The sequence below is a fragment of the Acinetobacter populi genome (assembly GCF_002174125.1).
GTDB classification, from domain to species: Bacteria; Pseudomonadota; Gammaproteobacteria; order Pseudomonadales; family Moraxellaceae; genus Acinetobacter; species Acinetobacter populi.
Genome location: NZ_NEXX01000002.1, coordinates 138,470 through 154,382, shown reverse-complemented (window position 1 = coordinate 154,382; position 15,913 = coordinate 138,470). Strand labels below are relative to the sequence as shown.

Genomic DNA, 15,913 nt, shown 5'->3' with positions numbered 1-15,913 from the left:
TTTTTTGTTAAAGAATAAACTGTGGTAAAAATAGTGATTGGCAATCGCAAAGTTTAGTAGGACAGATTTTTTAATAGGATAGACATGAAAGTTTCACTGATTGGCGCAGGTCGAGTCGCAACCCATCTGGCAACAGCATTTTATGCTAGAAATATCCAGATTCAGCAGATTGTCAGTCGAAATATTACGCATGCAGAGCATCTGGCACAACAAGTAGAAGCGATTGCACTAGATGATATTGAGCAGTTGACACAAGTGGATATTGTATTGATTGCAGTCAGTGATGCACAAATTGCAACTGTCGCCAGGCAACTGGCAGCGATCAATTATTCCGGTTTGGTGGTGCATACTTCAGGCAGTACGCATCTTCAGGTTTTGCAAGATGAAAACTTACAGGCAGGGGTATTTTATCCTTTACAGAGTTTTAGTTTTGATCAGTCGCTTGATTGGGAAAGTACTCCCTTGTTTCTGGAAGCAACGCAGCAGTCTGATTTACAAAAACTGGATAGGCTGGCGGGCGTATTATCGAAAAAAATCTATCATTATGATTCTAATCAACGTCTATCATTGCATCTTGCCGCAGTTTTTGCCTCGAATTTTAGTAATTATTGCTATGATATTGCCGAGCAAATTTTACAGCAGCATCAGGTCGATCAGCATCTGATTTTGCCTTTGGTATTACAGACCGCACAAAAATTGCAATATGCGTCGGCAGCGCAAAACCAGACTGGACCAGCACGGCGACATGATCAAAATATCATGGATTTGCATTTGGATATGTTAAATCCCCATCCGGAATGGCAGGAAATTTATGCCATGTTAAGTACAGCAATTAAACATCGTCATCCGATAGCTTGAATGTGAAAATCTGCTCTTTAGGTGATGTGATTATAAGGACTATCTGATATTTATGCGATTGTCACTGTACTTTTATGAGGTAGAGAGAAGAATAAAAGCAAAAGATTATATTTTTTGCTTACTTTTGCAAAAAATAATTGCGGGGGCGCGCTGAAATCACTATTATTTGCCACTTGCAAAATTATAATGTGGTTGTCGCGTTGAGTAATTTCTTGGAAGAATGTCTGGTCTATCGTGATGATGATCTTTTGGTCATCAACAAGCCAGCAGGTTTGCTCAGCGTTCCAGGCAAGGGTGATGCACTGTTTGATAGTGTCCTTAGCCGTTTACAAGCCATTGAAGCAAAAACATTATTGGTACATCGTCTGGATCGTGATACTTCGGGATTACTTGTCTTTGCATTGAATCGTCCGGCACAAAGTCATATTTCCCGTCAATTTCAAGATCGACAAACCAAAAAATTATATCAGGCCATTGTTGAAGGGCAGCCAGTTGATCAGGGACAGGTTGATGTTCCGGTCTGTTATGATCCGAAAAATCCGCCTTTACATATTGCCGATCCCGATTATCCAAAATCTGCATTAACCTATTTTAAGGTATTGGATCAATTCCAGCTCAAAGGTCAGCCTGTTTCTAGAGTGGCATTGACACCGATTACCGGTCGCTCGCATCAGTTACGTGTACATATGCAATATATTGATCACCCGATTATTGGTGATACCTTATATGCCACAACTGTAGGGCAGAGTTTGTCTGATCGTTTGTGTTTACATGCGACAGAATTAAGTTTTATACATCCAGTAACAGGGCAGACATTGAACTTTGTCTGTCCACCACCATTTTAGTTTTAGAATTGATGATTTATTCATCAGGTTGTGTTCGGTATAATGGTTATTATGACGTATGTTGTATAATGACGAAATATGGATACGATTTTATAAAACGACATTTGGGTATTTTTAAATTCAATTGGTAAGGTGAAAAAATTGCAACAGTTTGCTATTGGACAGCGTTGGCTATCAGATACGGAATCCGAACTTGGTTTGGGTGTACTTATCGATGTAGATGAGAGATCAGTCAGCATATTATTTCCAAAAAGTGACGAAACCCGTGTTTATGCACGCAATAATGCACCTTTATCCCGTATCGTTTTTAATGTCGGTGATACCATTTTGGACCAGGAAGGGGTGGAATGGACTGTCGAAGCTGTTGAAGAACGCCATGATGTCTTGCGTTATCGTGCCAAACGGATTGATGCCAATGGACAAGACGTTGTTAAAGATTTAAATGAAACCCGTCTGGGTGCACATATCCAGTTATCCAAACCACTGGAACGGTTGCTTGCCAGTCAGATTGATTATAAAGAATGGTACGACTTGCGTATTCAGGCTTTGCTGATGCAGGCACAAATGAAACGTAGTCCATTACGTGGTTTGCTAGGTGCCCGAGTTGGCTTGATTCCCCACCAACTTTATATTGCCAATGAAGTGGGTACACGTTTGGCACCCCGTGTTTTGTTGGCGGATGAAGTTGGTCTGGGTAAAACCATTGAAGCCGGGCTGATTATTCATCAGCAACTGAAAACTGGTCGCAGTGAACGTGTTTTGATTCTGGTACCGGATTCCTTGCAATATCAATGGATGATTGAAATGCGTCGTCGTTTCAATCTGCATTTTTCCCTGTTTGATTTAACCCGGACTGCTTCGATTAAAGAACATGATCCAGAGTTGAACCCATTTTTAACCGAACAATTGATTATTGCCAGTATTGATCTGATGCTCGATCATCCGGATTTGCATGAGCAGGCCATCGAAGCAGGCTTTGATTTATTGGTTGTAGATGAAGCACATCATTTGATGTGGAATGAGGAAGAAGGCGGCAATGACCGCTATAATCTGGTTGAAGACTTTGCCAATAAAACTCCCGGTGTCTTGTTACTGACAGCAACACCTGAGCAATTGGGTGTAGAAAGTCATTTCGCTCGCTTACGTTTACTGGATCAGCAGCGCTTTAATGATCTGGATCAGTTCCTGGCAGAAGAAGAACAGTATCAGCAAACTGCAAAAATCGCAGAAGTTCTAATGTCTGATTTGCCGCTTGAAGCAGAACAAATACAGGCGCTGGAAAAATTGCTGGGGCATGCTATTGAGGATGAACCTGAGCAGCGTTATCGTGCTATTCACGAGTTGCTGGATCGTCACGGCACAGGACGTATTCTGTTCCGTAACACCCGTGAAGCGATTCAGGGTTTTCCTGGCAGGGATTGTTTGCCTGTGGCGTTACCGCGTCCGGAAGGCTGGAATATCAGCGGCAAATTACGTGAGCAAATGTGGCCGGAAGAAGCACAGCTTGATGGTGCATGGATGGAGCATGATCCGCGCGTAAAATGGTTGATGGAAATTCTACGCAAGGAATTAAAGCATAAAAAAGTATTGCTGATTGCACGTAGTGGTCCTGTGGTCGAAGCACTGGAAAATGCTTTGCGTATTCATGCCGGTATTCGTACTGCCATGTTCCATGAAGGCATGAGCTTGCTCGAACGTGATCAGGCCGCAGCTTATTTTGCCGAAGAAGGCTATGGCGCACAAATATTACTTTGTTCTGAAATTGGTTCCGAAGGTCGTAACTTTCAGTTTGCCAGTGATCTGATTTTATTTGATTTACCTGCCAATCCCGATGTACTTGAGCAACGAATTGGGCGGTTGGACCGGATTGGCCAACAAAATCGTATTCAAATCCATGTGCCATATGTGGAAGGTACAGCGCAAGAGCGTATGTTCCGCTGGTACAATGAAGCGTTAAATATTTTCAGTAATATTTCACCAGCAGCACAAACCTTACAAGAAAACTTTATTGTTGAATTAAAAGACTGTTTGCTGGCAGATTTACCGGAAAAATTTGAACCTTTGCTGGAACAGGTCAATGAACAGCGTTTACAACTTGAAGCAGATTTGCAACAAGGTCGGGATCGTTTGCTCGAATATAACTCTTGTCGTCCGCAAGTGGCCAAACGTATTATTCATGCACTTGAAGAGTATGAAGACAATTCTTTGTTACCTGATTTTATCAAACGCTTTATGGCATCGACCAATATTGATTTTGATGAACAAAGCAATGGTACGGTGATTATTCGTCCGACTGATCATACACAGGTACAAGGTTTACAGCTTGATGAAGACGGCATTACTGCCACCTTCTATCGTGATCAGGCACAAATCCGTGAAGATTCACAGTTTTTAACGCTGGAACATCCATTTGTAGAAAGTGTGATGGAACTGATCAACACCCAGTCTTTTGGTAGTGCCAATGTTGCTTTACTAAAAAGCAATGCCATCAAACAGGGTTCTATTCTGCTTGAATTATGGTTTAAGGTTGAAGTGATTGCACCAAAAGTGTTGAATGTACAGGCCAGTCTGCCAAAACAGTTGATTCGTGTACTCTTGACAGAAAACGGTCAGGATTTAACAGAAAAAGTGGCTGCACATATATTGCAACCCTATATCCACCATCTTGATGGTAATAATTCCCGTCAGGTGATTAAGGCTCGTCGGGAAATTATAGAAGAACGTTATCAACAGGCATTTGATTTGGCAAAAGCAAAACTGCCGGAAATCAGCCAAGAAGCTCAAAAGCAATATCAACAGCGCTGGCAGCGGGAAATTGACCGTTTAAATTATCTTAAACAGCATAATCCGAGTATTCGTCAAGATGAAATTGACCGACTGGAAAAATTAAAGCAAGAAGGTCTAGCAGCGTTAGATCAAGTGGCAATTACACCAGAAGCAATACGTGTACTGGTGGTCGTGAAAGCCAATTAATCATTATCTTTCTCTTGATCTCAATTAAAAAAACGCATGTTGTATGACACAGCATGCGTTTTTTATATTTTGAAAATCAAATTTAAAAGCGATAACCAATCCCTGCATAAGTGATAAGAGGATCAATATCAATGGTCGTATGTGCTTTGATTAAGCTTTCACCGGTATTTTCATTATTGACAGTAATGGTTGCATCATTGCTGAGTTTGGCATAAGACACGGAACCTACTGCAAACCACTTGTCATTAAAGTCATAGGTTGCACCCAGTGTAACGATCGGGGCAAAAGCATCATCAGCTTTGACCTTGACTTTCATATTTCCACTCGACTCACGACCCTCCAGTGCAGCACCAGCCTGACCATCTTTAATGTTCTGAATCTTATGGCCAGCATTTTCCAGATCTTTTCGAATACCTGAATCGAGTTCAATACCATTAAAATAGGCATACAATACACCAGCACCAACATAAGGACGGAATTTATTAATCCCGGATTGACCAAACTGATAATGAATTTCTGCTGCGGGTAGCCATGCCCGTACAGTTGCAGCTTTATCACTTTGTTCCAGATCGGTAATAGGAATATCTTTTTTTAACATCACATCACCAAGAACAACGCCAATCCCATCTGGTTTGGAAATCCCGCTAAATGGTGCATAGACTTGTCCCTTACCAGCAATATCAACTTTTGGCGGTACACCAGCTTTTAATTCCAGCGACCAGTGATCGTTAAAGTGATAATTCATCATGATGCCAAGTGTATCTACATCTTTGGCTTCCAGTCCAGTATTGGCACTTTCCCAGTTTTGCAAACCATTGATTGTTGTTGTACCTGATACACTACTTAAGTCAGAATCATCATTAGGGAATAAAAGGTTAATTGCTGCAAGTTTCCAGTCTTCTAGTGGATAATCGGGATCAACTGCATCAAGAAACGTTTTTTTACTGATACTGCCACTTTCTGCTGTTGTACCATCAGCAATGACAGTACTGTTTTTCATATTATTGGCTTTTCCCTGTGGCATGGCATGTAACCAACCTGCGGATACCGAAAAACGTTTAAAATTACCATCACTTTTAAAAAAATCATATCCTGCATAGGTGATTTGACTCATTAAAAAAGGGCTAGATATTGTGCAGGCGAGCACTATTATTTTTCTCATCCATTTACTCCATGTCCATTGGATTTTCCTTCGGTGCTAGTGTTATGGATATGCCTTGCTTTATGAAAGCTAATTTTTATTAAATAAGTATAAAATGCATATGTTTTTTGCAAAAAAGATGTAAAAATTTAGATAAAAATGTATTTTTAAGTGAATATGGTCTTTATTGTGTGATGATATTTTTGGCAGTATTGTGGGCTAGAAAGATTCAATAGAACAAATTTTTTGTTATATGACGGTTTTTAAAAAGAGCAATTTATTTAGAAAAGGGTTGTAGCTGGTGTTTTTGATTAATCCAGTAAGCATGCGTGGCAAGTTTCAACATGTGAATATCTTCATGGCTATTGCCATAAGCATAGATTTTTGTAAATGCCTGAAGATCATAATGTTGTTTTAAACGGCTGACTTTTTCCTCACAGCTGCAATCTGCACTACGATATGCACCTGTTAAGACTTGATGGTAATCATCGACCTGTGTGCAGATCAATTCGACATTTAATAATTTGGCCACAGGCTGCAAATATAAATTGAGCGAAGCAGATACAATCACCACTTGATGCTGTTGATGCTGATGCCATTTTAAGCGTGCTAAAACTTCCTGATTTAAGCAGTGTTCGACCAGATACTGGGCATAGTGTTGACCGACTATATGGGCTTGATCTGCATTTTCATCTTTTAATACGGTCTTAAATAGTAATGGCCGCATTCGATTTGCAGGATATAACTTAAGATAATATGCTGCGATTTGTGGGCTAATTTTGAGACATTTTCGATAAAAATAATGTTTAGGCACTGCACTTTGCATGAAGCCAGTAAAGCTATCTTGTTTACATAATGTGCCATCAAAATCAAACAGGGCAAGTGCAGTCATGTTATGTTAGCTTTAAATGTTTGGCACGAGACATACATTGTGTATAACGACCATTGACACGCTCGGCAAACCAGTTGGTATTATAGTCCCGACTTAGTTTTGGCCCGGAAATTACCACTTTTGGCATGACTGCATAAGGTGCTGTTTGACCAGTTTTTGCTTCATATTGTTTGACGATATATTTATAGGTTGCACTGTTTTCAAATGCTTGTGTTTTTTCATCTTTTAGATCACTACGAATACTACCTGCCGAAGGCGCTGTAGGATCGGTAGAGAAGTATTGAATCAATGCTATTTCGGTACTGCTTTTTTGTAATTTGGCATCGCCATCTTTGTTATAAAGCAATAGATCGCCATCCAGATCTAAATCTGTATTGGCCAGTTTATTCAACATCTTTTGGAATGCCGCATTACGGCTAGAATACATACCGGAATTATAATCGGCAAAACGATAGAGTGGCTTGTCATATTGTGCCGGATACATCATTAAGCGATGAATACCATAATATAAACCGCCATTTTGCGTATAGAGGTCATCACGCAGTTGATTAATGGTCATAAAACTACGTTTATGGGCTTTGGCATAATGGATATGGACTTGCATCGACCCTAACGTGGTAATCGGATTAAAATTCTCTGCTACATCTTGTCCGACCAGTTTTGCCGCACCAGTCAACAAACTGACATGATATTGTTTGCTGTAATAATCAAACATTTCCCGATAAAGCTGGTCCAACTCACGTTCAGTTTTGACTTTACGAACTTGGTTTAAATAATTGTCCTCAGGCGTGGGTTTGGTTTTGAGCATGGTCTCAAAATATCCAGCCATCTTGCTGCCAAGTTTTTCTTCTAGTCGCTGGTTAATTTCGCGCGCAGCTTTATCGCCTAATCCCGGTACAACAGGGTCGGCGACAAAGTTGGATTCCTGATCAACCACAGCAATAATCGTACAGATATTTTGTGAATCCTGAGGAATTTTTAATTCGTCTGTGATCTGAATAATATCATTTGCCCATGAATCGCGATCCTTGACCCGAGCGGGAATGAGTTTACTGACTTGTTCGGCACTGAGTTTTGAATCTTTTTCTGTGCTAAAAAATTTGCCATCACAGGCTGCGATAGACAAAGACAAGGCACAAATCAAGGAAATATGAATTTGGCGATAGCGATTCATAGGCACATCTATACAAAATACGCAAAAGCGCAGCTGAGGGATTTGACTTCAAATTGCTATGTTAGGGTATCTTGAAAAAATTTGCTATGTATATTGATATTTATCTTATAGAAAATACACGGAATATTACATGCTGTATTCGTGTGTGCTGAGAGCTCATTACATATATCATTTACTTTTAAATTAAAAAATTGTCTTTTATTTTTGCATTAAAAAATTTCATGCTTGTAACCCTTAAGTATCTCATGCAATTGATATGGAAATAGATCAAAGGTTTTTGTTTTTATCGGCAATAAATAAAACCCTATAACATCCGAAAATGTGATAGGGCTGATTGGATCATGATGCAGATTATTTCTTATCACTTAGAAATAGAGTGAATTGAATACACTCTATCTATGTCCAAAGTTTATTGCGGTTTTGCAGTATTATGATCTGGTTGCACAGCTTTATCTGATTGGTCGCTAGCCACTGGTTTTTCAGGAAATTCAACGGGTTTGACTTCACTATGTTCCTCAGTTTTACTGGTATTGTTCAGATGACTGGTCTGGTTGGCGAAAGCCTTAAAGCCTTTATTTGCAGTTGTCATATTGATGTCCTTTGATTTCATTATTGAGTTGCTATCATAGGTGTTTAATCAACTTATACTACGGGTGTTGTGAGCGTAATATGTACCGATATGTATATAAAGGCGTCAATATTTTCTATTTTTTAAAAAAAGAATTTAAAATAACTTCTACGTCATTGTAAGTTATCATTTAATTAAAATGGATGAATGATATTTAATCTACATAAAAGCAACATTAAAATTATAAATTGGTTTAATTAATTTAAATTGTACTTTGTAAAATAAATTATTCAATATCTGTAAAATAGATTAGCTTATTTATTTTTTAGTTTAAGTTAAATATGTAATGGTTGTTTTTTATTTAAATATTAAATAACAGCAGATTACTTAAATAAATAATTTTTGACTTACATTACTTACCGCAGGCACACATCTACATGCTATCTATTTTATTTTTAAAAGCCTATGCTGATTTAGTGGTAGAGAATGATCTCCACATCATTATACAGGAAGACTCTCATGTCTCAGAATCAAGGTAATACCAATACATCTCAGGATAAATCGAAACAGCAACAACAACAGCAAAATGATGGTAAAGAGTTTCGCCCATCTCCGGGTCAAAATGAACCAAAACAACCGAACCAAAACCAACCGCAACAAAATGATGAACAACCTAAATAATTAGGTTATAAATTGAATCTGGAAGGCGCGAAAGCACCTTCCTTTTTTGGATTTTTAATATGAGCATACATGTTGTACAAGCCCATCAAATGTATCATGAATATCAAAGCAACGAAAAAATTATATTTGTTGGTATATATTCGGATCATCAACTGATGGAGTTGTTTAATAACTATAATCAGCAATTGTTTAGAATATTAGATACTTATCAATGGTTTTTACCGAATACTGAAGAGGTTTATTTTGTTCAGGATGAATTTGAACAGAACAAACCATAATCTAATATATGATTGATTGTTGAATATTTTATTGAATGAATATGTAAATAGAAAAATTTTTAAAATTTAGTAGTATGGCAATTAATATTATTGTTAAAGCTTGGAAGTTGAAATTTTTATAAAAATCTAGCGCATTGCATAATAAGATTTATATTTTATCTTCAATTTTTTATCTAAAATTATTTTTATATTTAAAAATGCAACGATGTGTTGATTTATTCAGGCTTTAAATCTGCAAGAGAAGGCCCCATAATTCTGATTAGAGAAGGGGGCAATATGAATAATTTAAATCATTTACAAGACTTATCGGCATGGGCAAAATCTTTGCCGAATAGTGCCACGATGCCAGTGATTTTTGCCGGACATGGCACACCCATGAATGCTATTGAAGATAATGAGTTTGCACAAAAATGGCAGAGTATTGGAAAAAATTTACAGCCACAACCTGCTGCAATTTTATGTATTTCGGCACATTGGTTGACACAGGGCGGCACAGCCATTACTGCCATGCCAGCACCCAAAACCATTCATGATTTTGGTAGATTCCCGCAGGCGTTATTTGATGTGCAATATCCGGCATCAGGTAATCAGGATTTGGTCAAAGAAACAATAACTGCCATACAAAGTACCGAAGTACAGCCCGATTTAAGTTGGGGCCTAGATCATGGTACTTGGGGTGTGCTTATTCATATGTTTCCCGATGCTAATATTCCGGTGGTGCAGTTGAGTGTGGATTATAGTCAGCATGCTCCCTATCATTATGCACTGGCAAAAGAGCTGTCAGCCTTGCGACAAAAAGGTGTATTGATCATTGCCAGTGGTAATTTAATTCATAATTTGCGTATGGTCGCATGGCATGAAACTGATGATTTGCATTATGGCTATGACTGGGCACTCGAAGCAGATGCAACAATGCAGAAAATGTTATTAGCGCATCAACATGATGCCTTGATTGATTGGGATAAGCAGGGACAGGCATTTAAACTGGCAATTCCAACGCCCGATCATTATTATCCTATGCTATATGCGCTGGGTTTGCAGACCGATCAGGATCAGTTGTCGCTCTTTAATGCGCATACCACGATGGGCTCTTTAAGTATGACTTCATTTATTTTAAATGCCGCTTAAAGATTATGTGAAAAAGATATACAAAGATAAGCGTTCAATAAAAATGCCTCACTTGAATCAATCGAGTGAGGCATTTTCGTATGTCGTAGTGTTTATAAGTGAATCATCTAAAGACCTAAAGCTTTAAGCGTCAAGCACCGCTTTAATTTGTTCAGCAAAGGCTTTGATTTTGTCTTGATCACCCATTTGTGCAGCATGCTTACCTAATTGATGCACATTGCTAGGAATCAGGTGGAAATGTACATGCGGAACCGTTTGACCTGCTGCTTCACCAGACAGTTGCATCAGAATGATGCCTTGTTTATCCAGTGCTTTCTCAATGGCTCGGGCAACTTTTTGCACGATCTGAATCGTATAGGCGGCATCATCACCTGGCAAATCCAGTAAAGTAACCGCTGATGTTTTGGGAATCACCAGTGCATGACCATCTGCCTGTGGCATGATGTCCATAAACGCCAGTGTTTTATCATCTTCATAAATTTTAATGACAGGCAGTTCACCACGAATAATTTTGGCAAAAATATTCTGATCGTTATACGTCATAAAACTTTCCTTAATCCTTTTTAGGGCAGTTCAACGATTTTTGACTGTCTTCAATCTGTGCCAGACGTTTGCTTTCTGCATCGCTGAATTTAGGTTTTTTGGTATGGCAATCTGCACCATACTGTTTTTGCGCATCTGGATCTTTAAAACAGTAACCATGTGCTGCATAGATCAGATTTTTTTGATCTTGTAGCTGTTTGCATTTTGCATCATCTGCATAGGCGGATGTTAAACCTGCCAGTAACAGACCGAAGACAGAGCATTTTACAAGTAATTTCATCATTGGGTTTCCTTTTTCAGGCATGAACCTAGTGTGATTATATGATATACATGGGGATAACCACTATTAAAAACAATCAAATTGTTATTTTATGGTAATTTTAGTCCAGTCTTCATAGAGTTTCACTGCTGCCGAAAAGTCACTATCCGGTGCTGCGGTTAAATTTGCTGCCTGAATTAAATTCTGGGTTAGGCTAAGTAGTGGCGTTGGCAGTTTGGCGTGTTGTGCCAGATTTAAGGCGATGCCTGTATCTTTGGCCAGTAAAGGCAGCGCAAAGGTTAAGGGAAAACTACGATTTAAAATCCGTTGGGGTAATGCAGTTTCGGTTACACCACTTTTCCCACTGGACGCATTGATACACTCCAGCGCACTGTTTAAATCGACGCCATTGGCTTTAAGGGTGGTGAAGCCTTCTGCGGCAGCCCATAGATGCACAGCAAGTAACATATTATTGACAGCTTTTACTGCAAAACCTGCACCTGAGTCACCGACATGTTTAATTAATCCGCCAAAGGTTTCAATGGCAGGATAAGCACGTTCAAAGGCTGCTTGATCACCACCAATCATTACGGTGAGCGTGCCTTTTTCTGCACCAATGGTTTGTCCGGAAACTGGCGCATCAAGAAAGTCTGCCTGATATGTTTTTAAAAACTCTACCATATGCTTGGCAGATTCTGGTTCGCCACTGGTACAATCTACCCAGATCGCGCCTGCTTTGGGTGGATGGGCTTGAATGATGTCTTCAACCTGCCGACTGGTTGGTAGACATGAAAAAATAATGTCTGCCTGTGTTGCCTGTTCTATGGATACAGCTTGTGTGCCGTAGGTTTTGGCATGTTGTTCGGCTTTTTCAAAGCTGCGATTCCAGACCCATACCGATTGAAATGCTTTAGGCAAATGTGCTGCCATACGATAACCCATTGCACCCAGACCGATAAAAGCAACAGACATAGACATGTTAAAATCCTTAAACTTGATGGTGTTGGCTGATCATAGAACGCTGTTCTAGCCAATTTGTCAAGAATGGCCAGAATTGTATGCTACTGGCCTGACTGCACATCAAACCCATATGGCCACCGGGAATCAGTTTAAAGCATACATCTTGACTTGATGTTAAATGGGTTAATGGGCGCACGGATGCGGGTGTGACCATACCATCGCTGTCACCAGCACCGATTAATAATGAACATTTGATGTTGTTAAGATCCAATGCACGGTCCTTATATGAAAATTTACCCTGATTTAGCGGATTTTTTAGCCAGATCCACAGCAACATATCCCGATTGATGGCACCGGGATAATCAATCATGTCATTTAAAAAATCACCAAGCGTAGCATGCGATTTGACATCTTCAAGATTGGATAGCCGTTTAAGGAGTTGTAAATGTCCTTGCAGGATTCCCAGCGGATTCAGCAGTTTAAAGCCGAGTGCGTTCAGTTTACCGGGAGAATGAATGATGCGGTTGGGAAGATGCTTAAGCAGCAGGATTTGTTGTAACGGTAACGGACTTTGCTCGATCAACCGATTGGCAAGTTGATATCCCAAACCAATACGACCTGATGCATAGGCATCAACTGGACTGGCGAAAATTAACAAATTACGGATACCCTGATCTAGACCCGATGCTGCATAAAGCAGGCAGAAAACACCTGCCATACTCCAACCTTGTAAAGAAATCTCATCATAATTGGCATATCGTTTAATATCCTTGATCAGAGCGGGCAATGCTTGAAAGACAAAATAATTAAAATCCAGATCGGCATCGTTTCGATTCAATTGTCCCCAGTCGATTAGATAGACGTCAAAACCACTATCTGTTAGGTGGCGCACCAGCGAGCGATAGGGGAATAAATCATAAATCGCCATTTTTACAGCCAGTGGTGCAACCAGTACCAAAGGAATACGTTGCTGCTGATGGTGTTTGGCCGGATAATGGCGCACTGTGGCTTTATCAAAATGTGCAATCACCTGATAAGGCAATTGTTCGGAAAGAATCAGGCTTTTACGATCAAAAAGACGACGTTTAAGATGCTGATAACTTTGTTTTACCAAAGGTTGAGGTTTCAAATATTTTGCTTTCACAGCCTTTGCTCAGAAAATAACAAACTAATTGATAATTTTAGGGGATAAAACCTGATTTTGCCTTGACCAAAAAACCCATGACTAGCAAAATGTGGTCAGGTTTTTAGATAGGGCAGTTTTCGGACTGAAAATAGTATGAGTCAGCACACTGACCAGCAAGATGATTTGCAATACAATGATTCTCAGCATGAGTACCAATTAGCAACTTTGGCGATTCGTACCGGACACGATCGAACCCATGAAGGTGAGCATAGTGAGCCCATTTTTCTGACGTCATCGTTTGTCTATGAAAATGCAGCAGAAGCTGCGGCCAAGTTTTCTGGTGCAGCGCCGGGTAATATTTATTCGCGCTTTACCAATCCTACAGTGGCCATGTTTGAAAAACGTTTGGCAGCACTTGATGGTGCAGAACGTGCAGTGGCGACCAGTTCTGGTATGGCGGCAATTATCTCAATCGTGCTGGCATTTCTTAAAACTGGTGATCATGTGGTATGTTCTCGTGCCATGTTTGGTTCTAGTGTGTCCCTGTTTGATAAATATGTGCGTAAGTTTGGCGTAGATATCGATTTTGTTGATCTGGAAGATTTAAATGCTTGGCAGCAGGCGATTCAACCCGGACGGACCAAATTACTGTTCCTCGAATCACCGTCCAATCCATTGTCTGAAATTGCTGATATTCGTGCATTAGCAGAATTAGCACATCAGCATGATGCTTTACTTGCGGTAGACAACAGTTTTTGTACACCGATTTTACAGCGTCCAATTGCATTGGGTGCCGATCTGGCGATTTACTCTGCGACCAAATATATTGATGGTCAGGGTCGTGCACTTGGTGGTGCAGTGGTCGGTTCACATCAATTGCTGGAAGAAGTGTTTGGTGTGGTGCGTACCTTGGGTCCAAGTATGAGTCCATTTAATGCATGGATTTTCCTTAAAGGTCTAGAAACACTGAAACTGCGTATGTACGCTCACTGTGATAATGCACAGAAACTGGCTGAATGGCTGGATCAGCATCCGAACGTCAATAAAGTATTTTATGCAGGCTTGCCAGCACATAAAGGACATGAACTGGCAAAATCACAACAGGCTGGCTTTGGTGGTATTGTTACCTTTGAAGTTAAAGGCGAACGAGATGGCGCATGGAAAGTGATTGATTCGACCCGTTTTATTTCCATTACCGGAAATCTGGGCGATGTAAAATCAACCATTACCCATCCGGCAACCACCACACATGGTAAGTTGTCACCTGAAGCCAAAGCTGCGGCAGGGATCAGCGAAGGTTTAATACGTGTTTCTGTTGGACTTGAAGATATTGATGATATTATTGCCGATCTGAAACGTGGTTTAGATCAAATTTGATTGGCTTAAGGGCAGTTGTACGATGACGACTGCCACAGATTGTTTAGAAGGATAGCCTTATGAATATTAATATGTTGATGCAACAAGCACAGCGTATGCAAAAAGATATGGAAGAAAACGTCAAAAAAACCAAGGCGCAGTTAGGACAAACAGAAGTCCAAGCAGAAGCGGGTGGTGGTTTGGTCAAAGTGACCATGACCTGTCGTTTTGTGGTCAAACGCATCGAAATCAGTCCTGAATTATTGCAGGATGAACCAGATATGATCGAAGACCTGATTGCTGCTGCGGTTAATGATGCTGTACGCCAGGCCGAAGCGATTGCCGATGAGCGTTTAAAAGGCGCCAATAGCGGCATGGGATTACCACCAGGTCTGTCTGGCTTATTCTAATTTTGTTTTTATGAAAACGGTTCAGTTTTTCTTTCACTCACTCATTGTTAGGTGTAGAAGAATTGAATCGGATTAAAATTTGAGGTTGTAACGCGTGTATAGTGACCGCTTCAATATATTGGTACAAAAGTTGCGCTTACTACCGAGTGTGGGTTCAAAATCTGCTCAACGTATGGCATTACATTTATTGATGCGACAACGTACCGGAGCGCTTGAACTTGCTCAAGCCATACAGGATGCAGTTGAGCATATTCATGAATGTTCGGTTTGCCATGCTTTAACCGAGCTTGAGGTCTGTGAAATTTGTCAGGACAGCGAGCGTGATGATGCACTTTTGTGTGTGGTGGAATCACCAGCCGATGTATTTGCCATAGAACATAGTGGCAGCTTTAAAGGCAAGTATCATGTATTACATGGTCATTTGTCACCACTTGATGGTATTGGACCGGAAGAAGTCGGCATTCCACATCTATTGCAGCGCTTATCCCAAGGTCAGATTAAAGAAGTCATTCTGGCAACCAATGCTACCGTTGAAGGGCAGGCAACCGCACATTATCTGGTTGAAGCTTGTAAACATTTGCCGATTCGGATTACTCGTATAGCACAGGGCGTACCACAAGGCGGCGAATTGGAATATGTCGATAGCCATACTTTACATCAGGCTTTAACACACCGATTATTGTTAAATCAGGACTAATGACCAGACAGAACTGCTGGTCAG

Annotated in this window: 17 protein-coding genes; 9 read left to right on the top strand and 8 right to left on the bottom strand. The window is 40.1% G+C overall.

What is annotated here, in order from left to right:
- Positions 1 to 84: 84 nt before the first annotated feature.
- The 3 genes from CAP51_RS06910 to rapA all read left to right on the top strand — a co-directional run bounded on the left by CAP51_RS06910 (position 85) and on the right by rapA (position 4,676).
- Positions 85 to 858: a Rossmann-like and DUF2520 domain-containing protein gene (locus tag CAP51_RS06910; RefSeq protein WP_087620026.1), complete on the top strand. Its 774-nt coding sequence runs from the start codon at positions 85 to 87 to the stop codon at positions 856 to 858.
- Between the two features lie 200 nt (positions 859 to 1,058).
- On the top strand, positions 1,059 to 1,703 hold the full coding sequence (locus CAP51_RS06905; RefSeq protein ID WP_087620418.1) for an RluA family pseudouridine synthase: 645 nt from the start codon (positions 1,059 to 1,061) through the stop codon (positions 1,701 to 1,703).
- 132 nt (positions 1,704 to 1,835) lie between these two features.
- Positions 1,836 to 4,676, top strand: coding sequence for an RNA polymerase-associated protein RapA (gene rapA, locus CAP51_RS06900; RefSeq protein ID WP_087620025.1), 2,841 nt, complete (start codon positions 1,836 to 1,838; stop codon positions 4,674 to 4,676).
- 82 nt (positions 4,677 to 4,758) lie between these two features.
- Here rapA and CAP51_RS06895 read toward each other — a convergent pair whose 3' ends face one another.
- The 4 genes from CAP51_RS06895 to CAP51_RS06880 all read right to left on the bottom strand — a co-directional run bounded on the left by CAP51_RS06895 (position 4,759) and on the right by CAP51_RS06880 (position 8,472).
- Positions 4,759 to 5,838: an OmpW/AlkL family protein gene (locus CAP51_RS06895; protein ID WP_087620024.1), complete on the bottom strand. Its 1,080-nt coding sequence runs from the start codon at positions 5,836 to 5,838 to the stop codon at positions 4,759 to 4,761.
- A 256-nt stretch (positions 5,839 to 6,094) separates the two neighbouring features.
- Positions 6,095 to 6,709, bottom strand: coding sequence for an HAD-IB family hydrolase (locus CAP51_RS06890; RefSeq protein ID WP_087620023.1), 615 nt, complete (start codon positions 6,707 to 6,709; stop codon positions 6,095 to 6,097).
- A gap of 1 nt (position 6,710) precedes the next feature.
- Positions 6,711 to 7,883, bottom strand: coding sequence for a DUF1615 family protein (locus CAP51_RS06885; RefSeq protein WP_087620022.1), 1,173 nt, complete (start codon positions 7,881 to 7,883; stop codon positions 6,711 to 6,713).
- Between the two features lie 409 nt (positions 7,884 to 8,292).
- Positions 8,293 to 8,472, bottom strand: a complete 180-nt coding sequence (locus CAP51_RS06880; protein WP_087620021.1) for a hypothetical protein — start codon at positions 8,470 to 8,472, stop codon at positions 8,293 to 8,295.
- A 498-nt stretch (positions 8,473 to 8,970) separates the two neighbouring features.
- On the opposite strand from CAP51_RS06880, the gene CAP51_RS17330 reads away from it, so the two are divergent.
- The 3 genes from CAP51_RS17330 (at position 8,971) to ygiD (ending at position 10,538) form a co-directional block, all read left to right on the top strand.
- A complete protein-coding gene (locus CAP51_RS17330) occupies positions 8,971 to 9,132 on the top strand; it encodes a hypothetical protein (protein ID WP_171294750.1) in 162 nt (53 codons plus the stop codon).
- A 59-nt stretch (positions 9,133 to 9,191) separates the two neighbouring features.
- Entirely contained in the window at positions 9,192 to 9,410 is a 219-nt protein-coding gene (locus CAP51_RS06875; RefSeq protein ID WP_087620020.1) for a hypothetical protein, read from the top strand.
- 276 nt (positions 9,411 to 9,686) lie between these two features.
- Positions 9,687 to 10,538 (top strand): 4,5-DOPA-extradiol-dioxygenase, encoded by an 852-nt coding sequence (ygiD, locus tag CAP51_RS06870; protein WP_087620019.1) that lies wholly within the window; start codon positions 9,687 to 9,689, stop codon positions 10,536 to 10,538.
- 123 nt (positions 10,539 to 10,661) lie between these two features.
- On the opposite strand, the gene CAP51_RS06865 is transcribed toward ygiD, so the two are convergent.
- From CAP51_RS06865 to CAP51_RS06850, 4 genes are all read right to left on the bottom strand, one after another.
- On the bottom strand, positions 10,662 to 11,081 hold the full coding sequence (locus CAP51_RS06865) for an HIT family protein (protein ID WP_087620018.1): 420 nt from the start codon (positions 11,079 to 11,081) through the stop codon (positions 10,662 to 10,664).
- Between the two features lie 10 nt (positions 11,082 to 11,091).
- A complete protein-coding gene (locus CAP51_RS06860) occupies positions 11,092 to 11,364 on the bottom strand; it encodes a YARHG domain-containing protein (protein WP_171294749.1) in 273 nt (90 codons plus the stop codon).
- 81 nt (positions 11,365 to 11,445) lie between these two features.
- Positions 11,446 to 12,318: an NAD(P)-dependent oxidoreductase gene (locus CAP51_RS06855; RefSeq protein ID WP_087620016.1), complete on the bottom strand. Its 873-nt coding sequence runs from the start codon at positions 12,316 to 12,318 to the stop codon at positions 11,446 to 11,448.
- A gap of 10 nt (positions 12,319 to 12,328) precedes the next feature.
- Positions 12,329 to 13,444, bottom strand: coding sequence for an alpha/beta fold hydrolase (locus CAP51_RS06850; RefSeq protein WP_245809094.1), 1,116 nt, complete (start codon positions 13,442 to 13,444; stop codon positions 12,329 to 12,331).
- Between the two features lie 135 nt (positions 13,445 to 13,579).
- Here CAP51_RS06850 and CAP51_RS06845 point away from each other — a divergent pair, with 135 nt between their 5' ends.
- From CAP51_RS06845 to recR, 3 genes are all read left to right on the top strand, one after another.
- Positions 13,580 to 14,803, top strand: a complete 1,224-nt coding sequence (locus tag CAP51_RS06845; RefSeq protein ID WP_087620015.1) for an O-succinylhomoserine sulfhydrylase — start codon at positions 13,580 to 13,582, stop codon at positions 14,801 to 14,803.
- A 59-nt stretch (positions 14,804 to 14,862) separates the two neighbouring features.
- On the top strand, positions 14,863 to 15,192 hold the full coding sequence (locus CAP51_RS06840; RefSeq protein WP_087620014.1) for a YbaB/EbfC family nucleoid-associated protein: 330 nt from the start codon (positions 14,863 to 14,865) through the stop codon (positions 15,190 to 15,192).
- Between the two features lie 94 nt (positions 15,193 to 15,286).
- Positions 15,287 to 15,889 (top strand): recombination mediator RecR, encoded by a 603-nt coding sequence (recR, locus tag CAP51_RS06835; RefSeq protein WP_087620013.1) that lies wholly within the window; start codon positions 15,287 to 15,289, stop codon positions 15,887 to 15,889.
- The last annotated feature ends 24 nt before the right edge of the window (positions 15,890 to 15,913 follow it).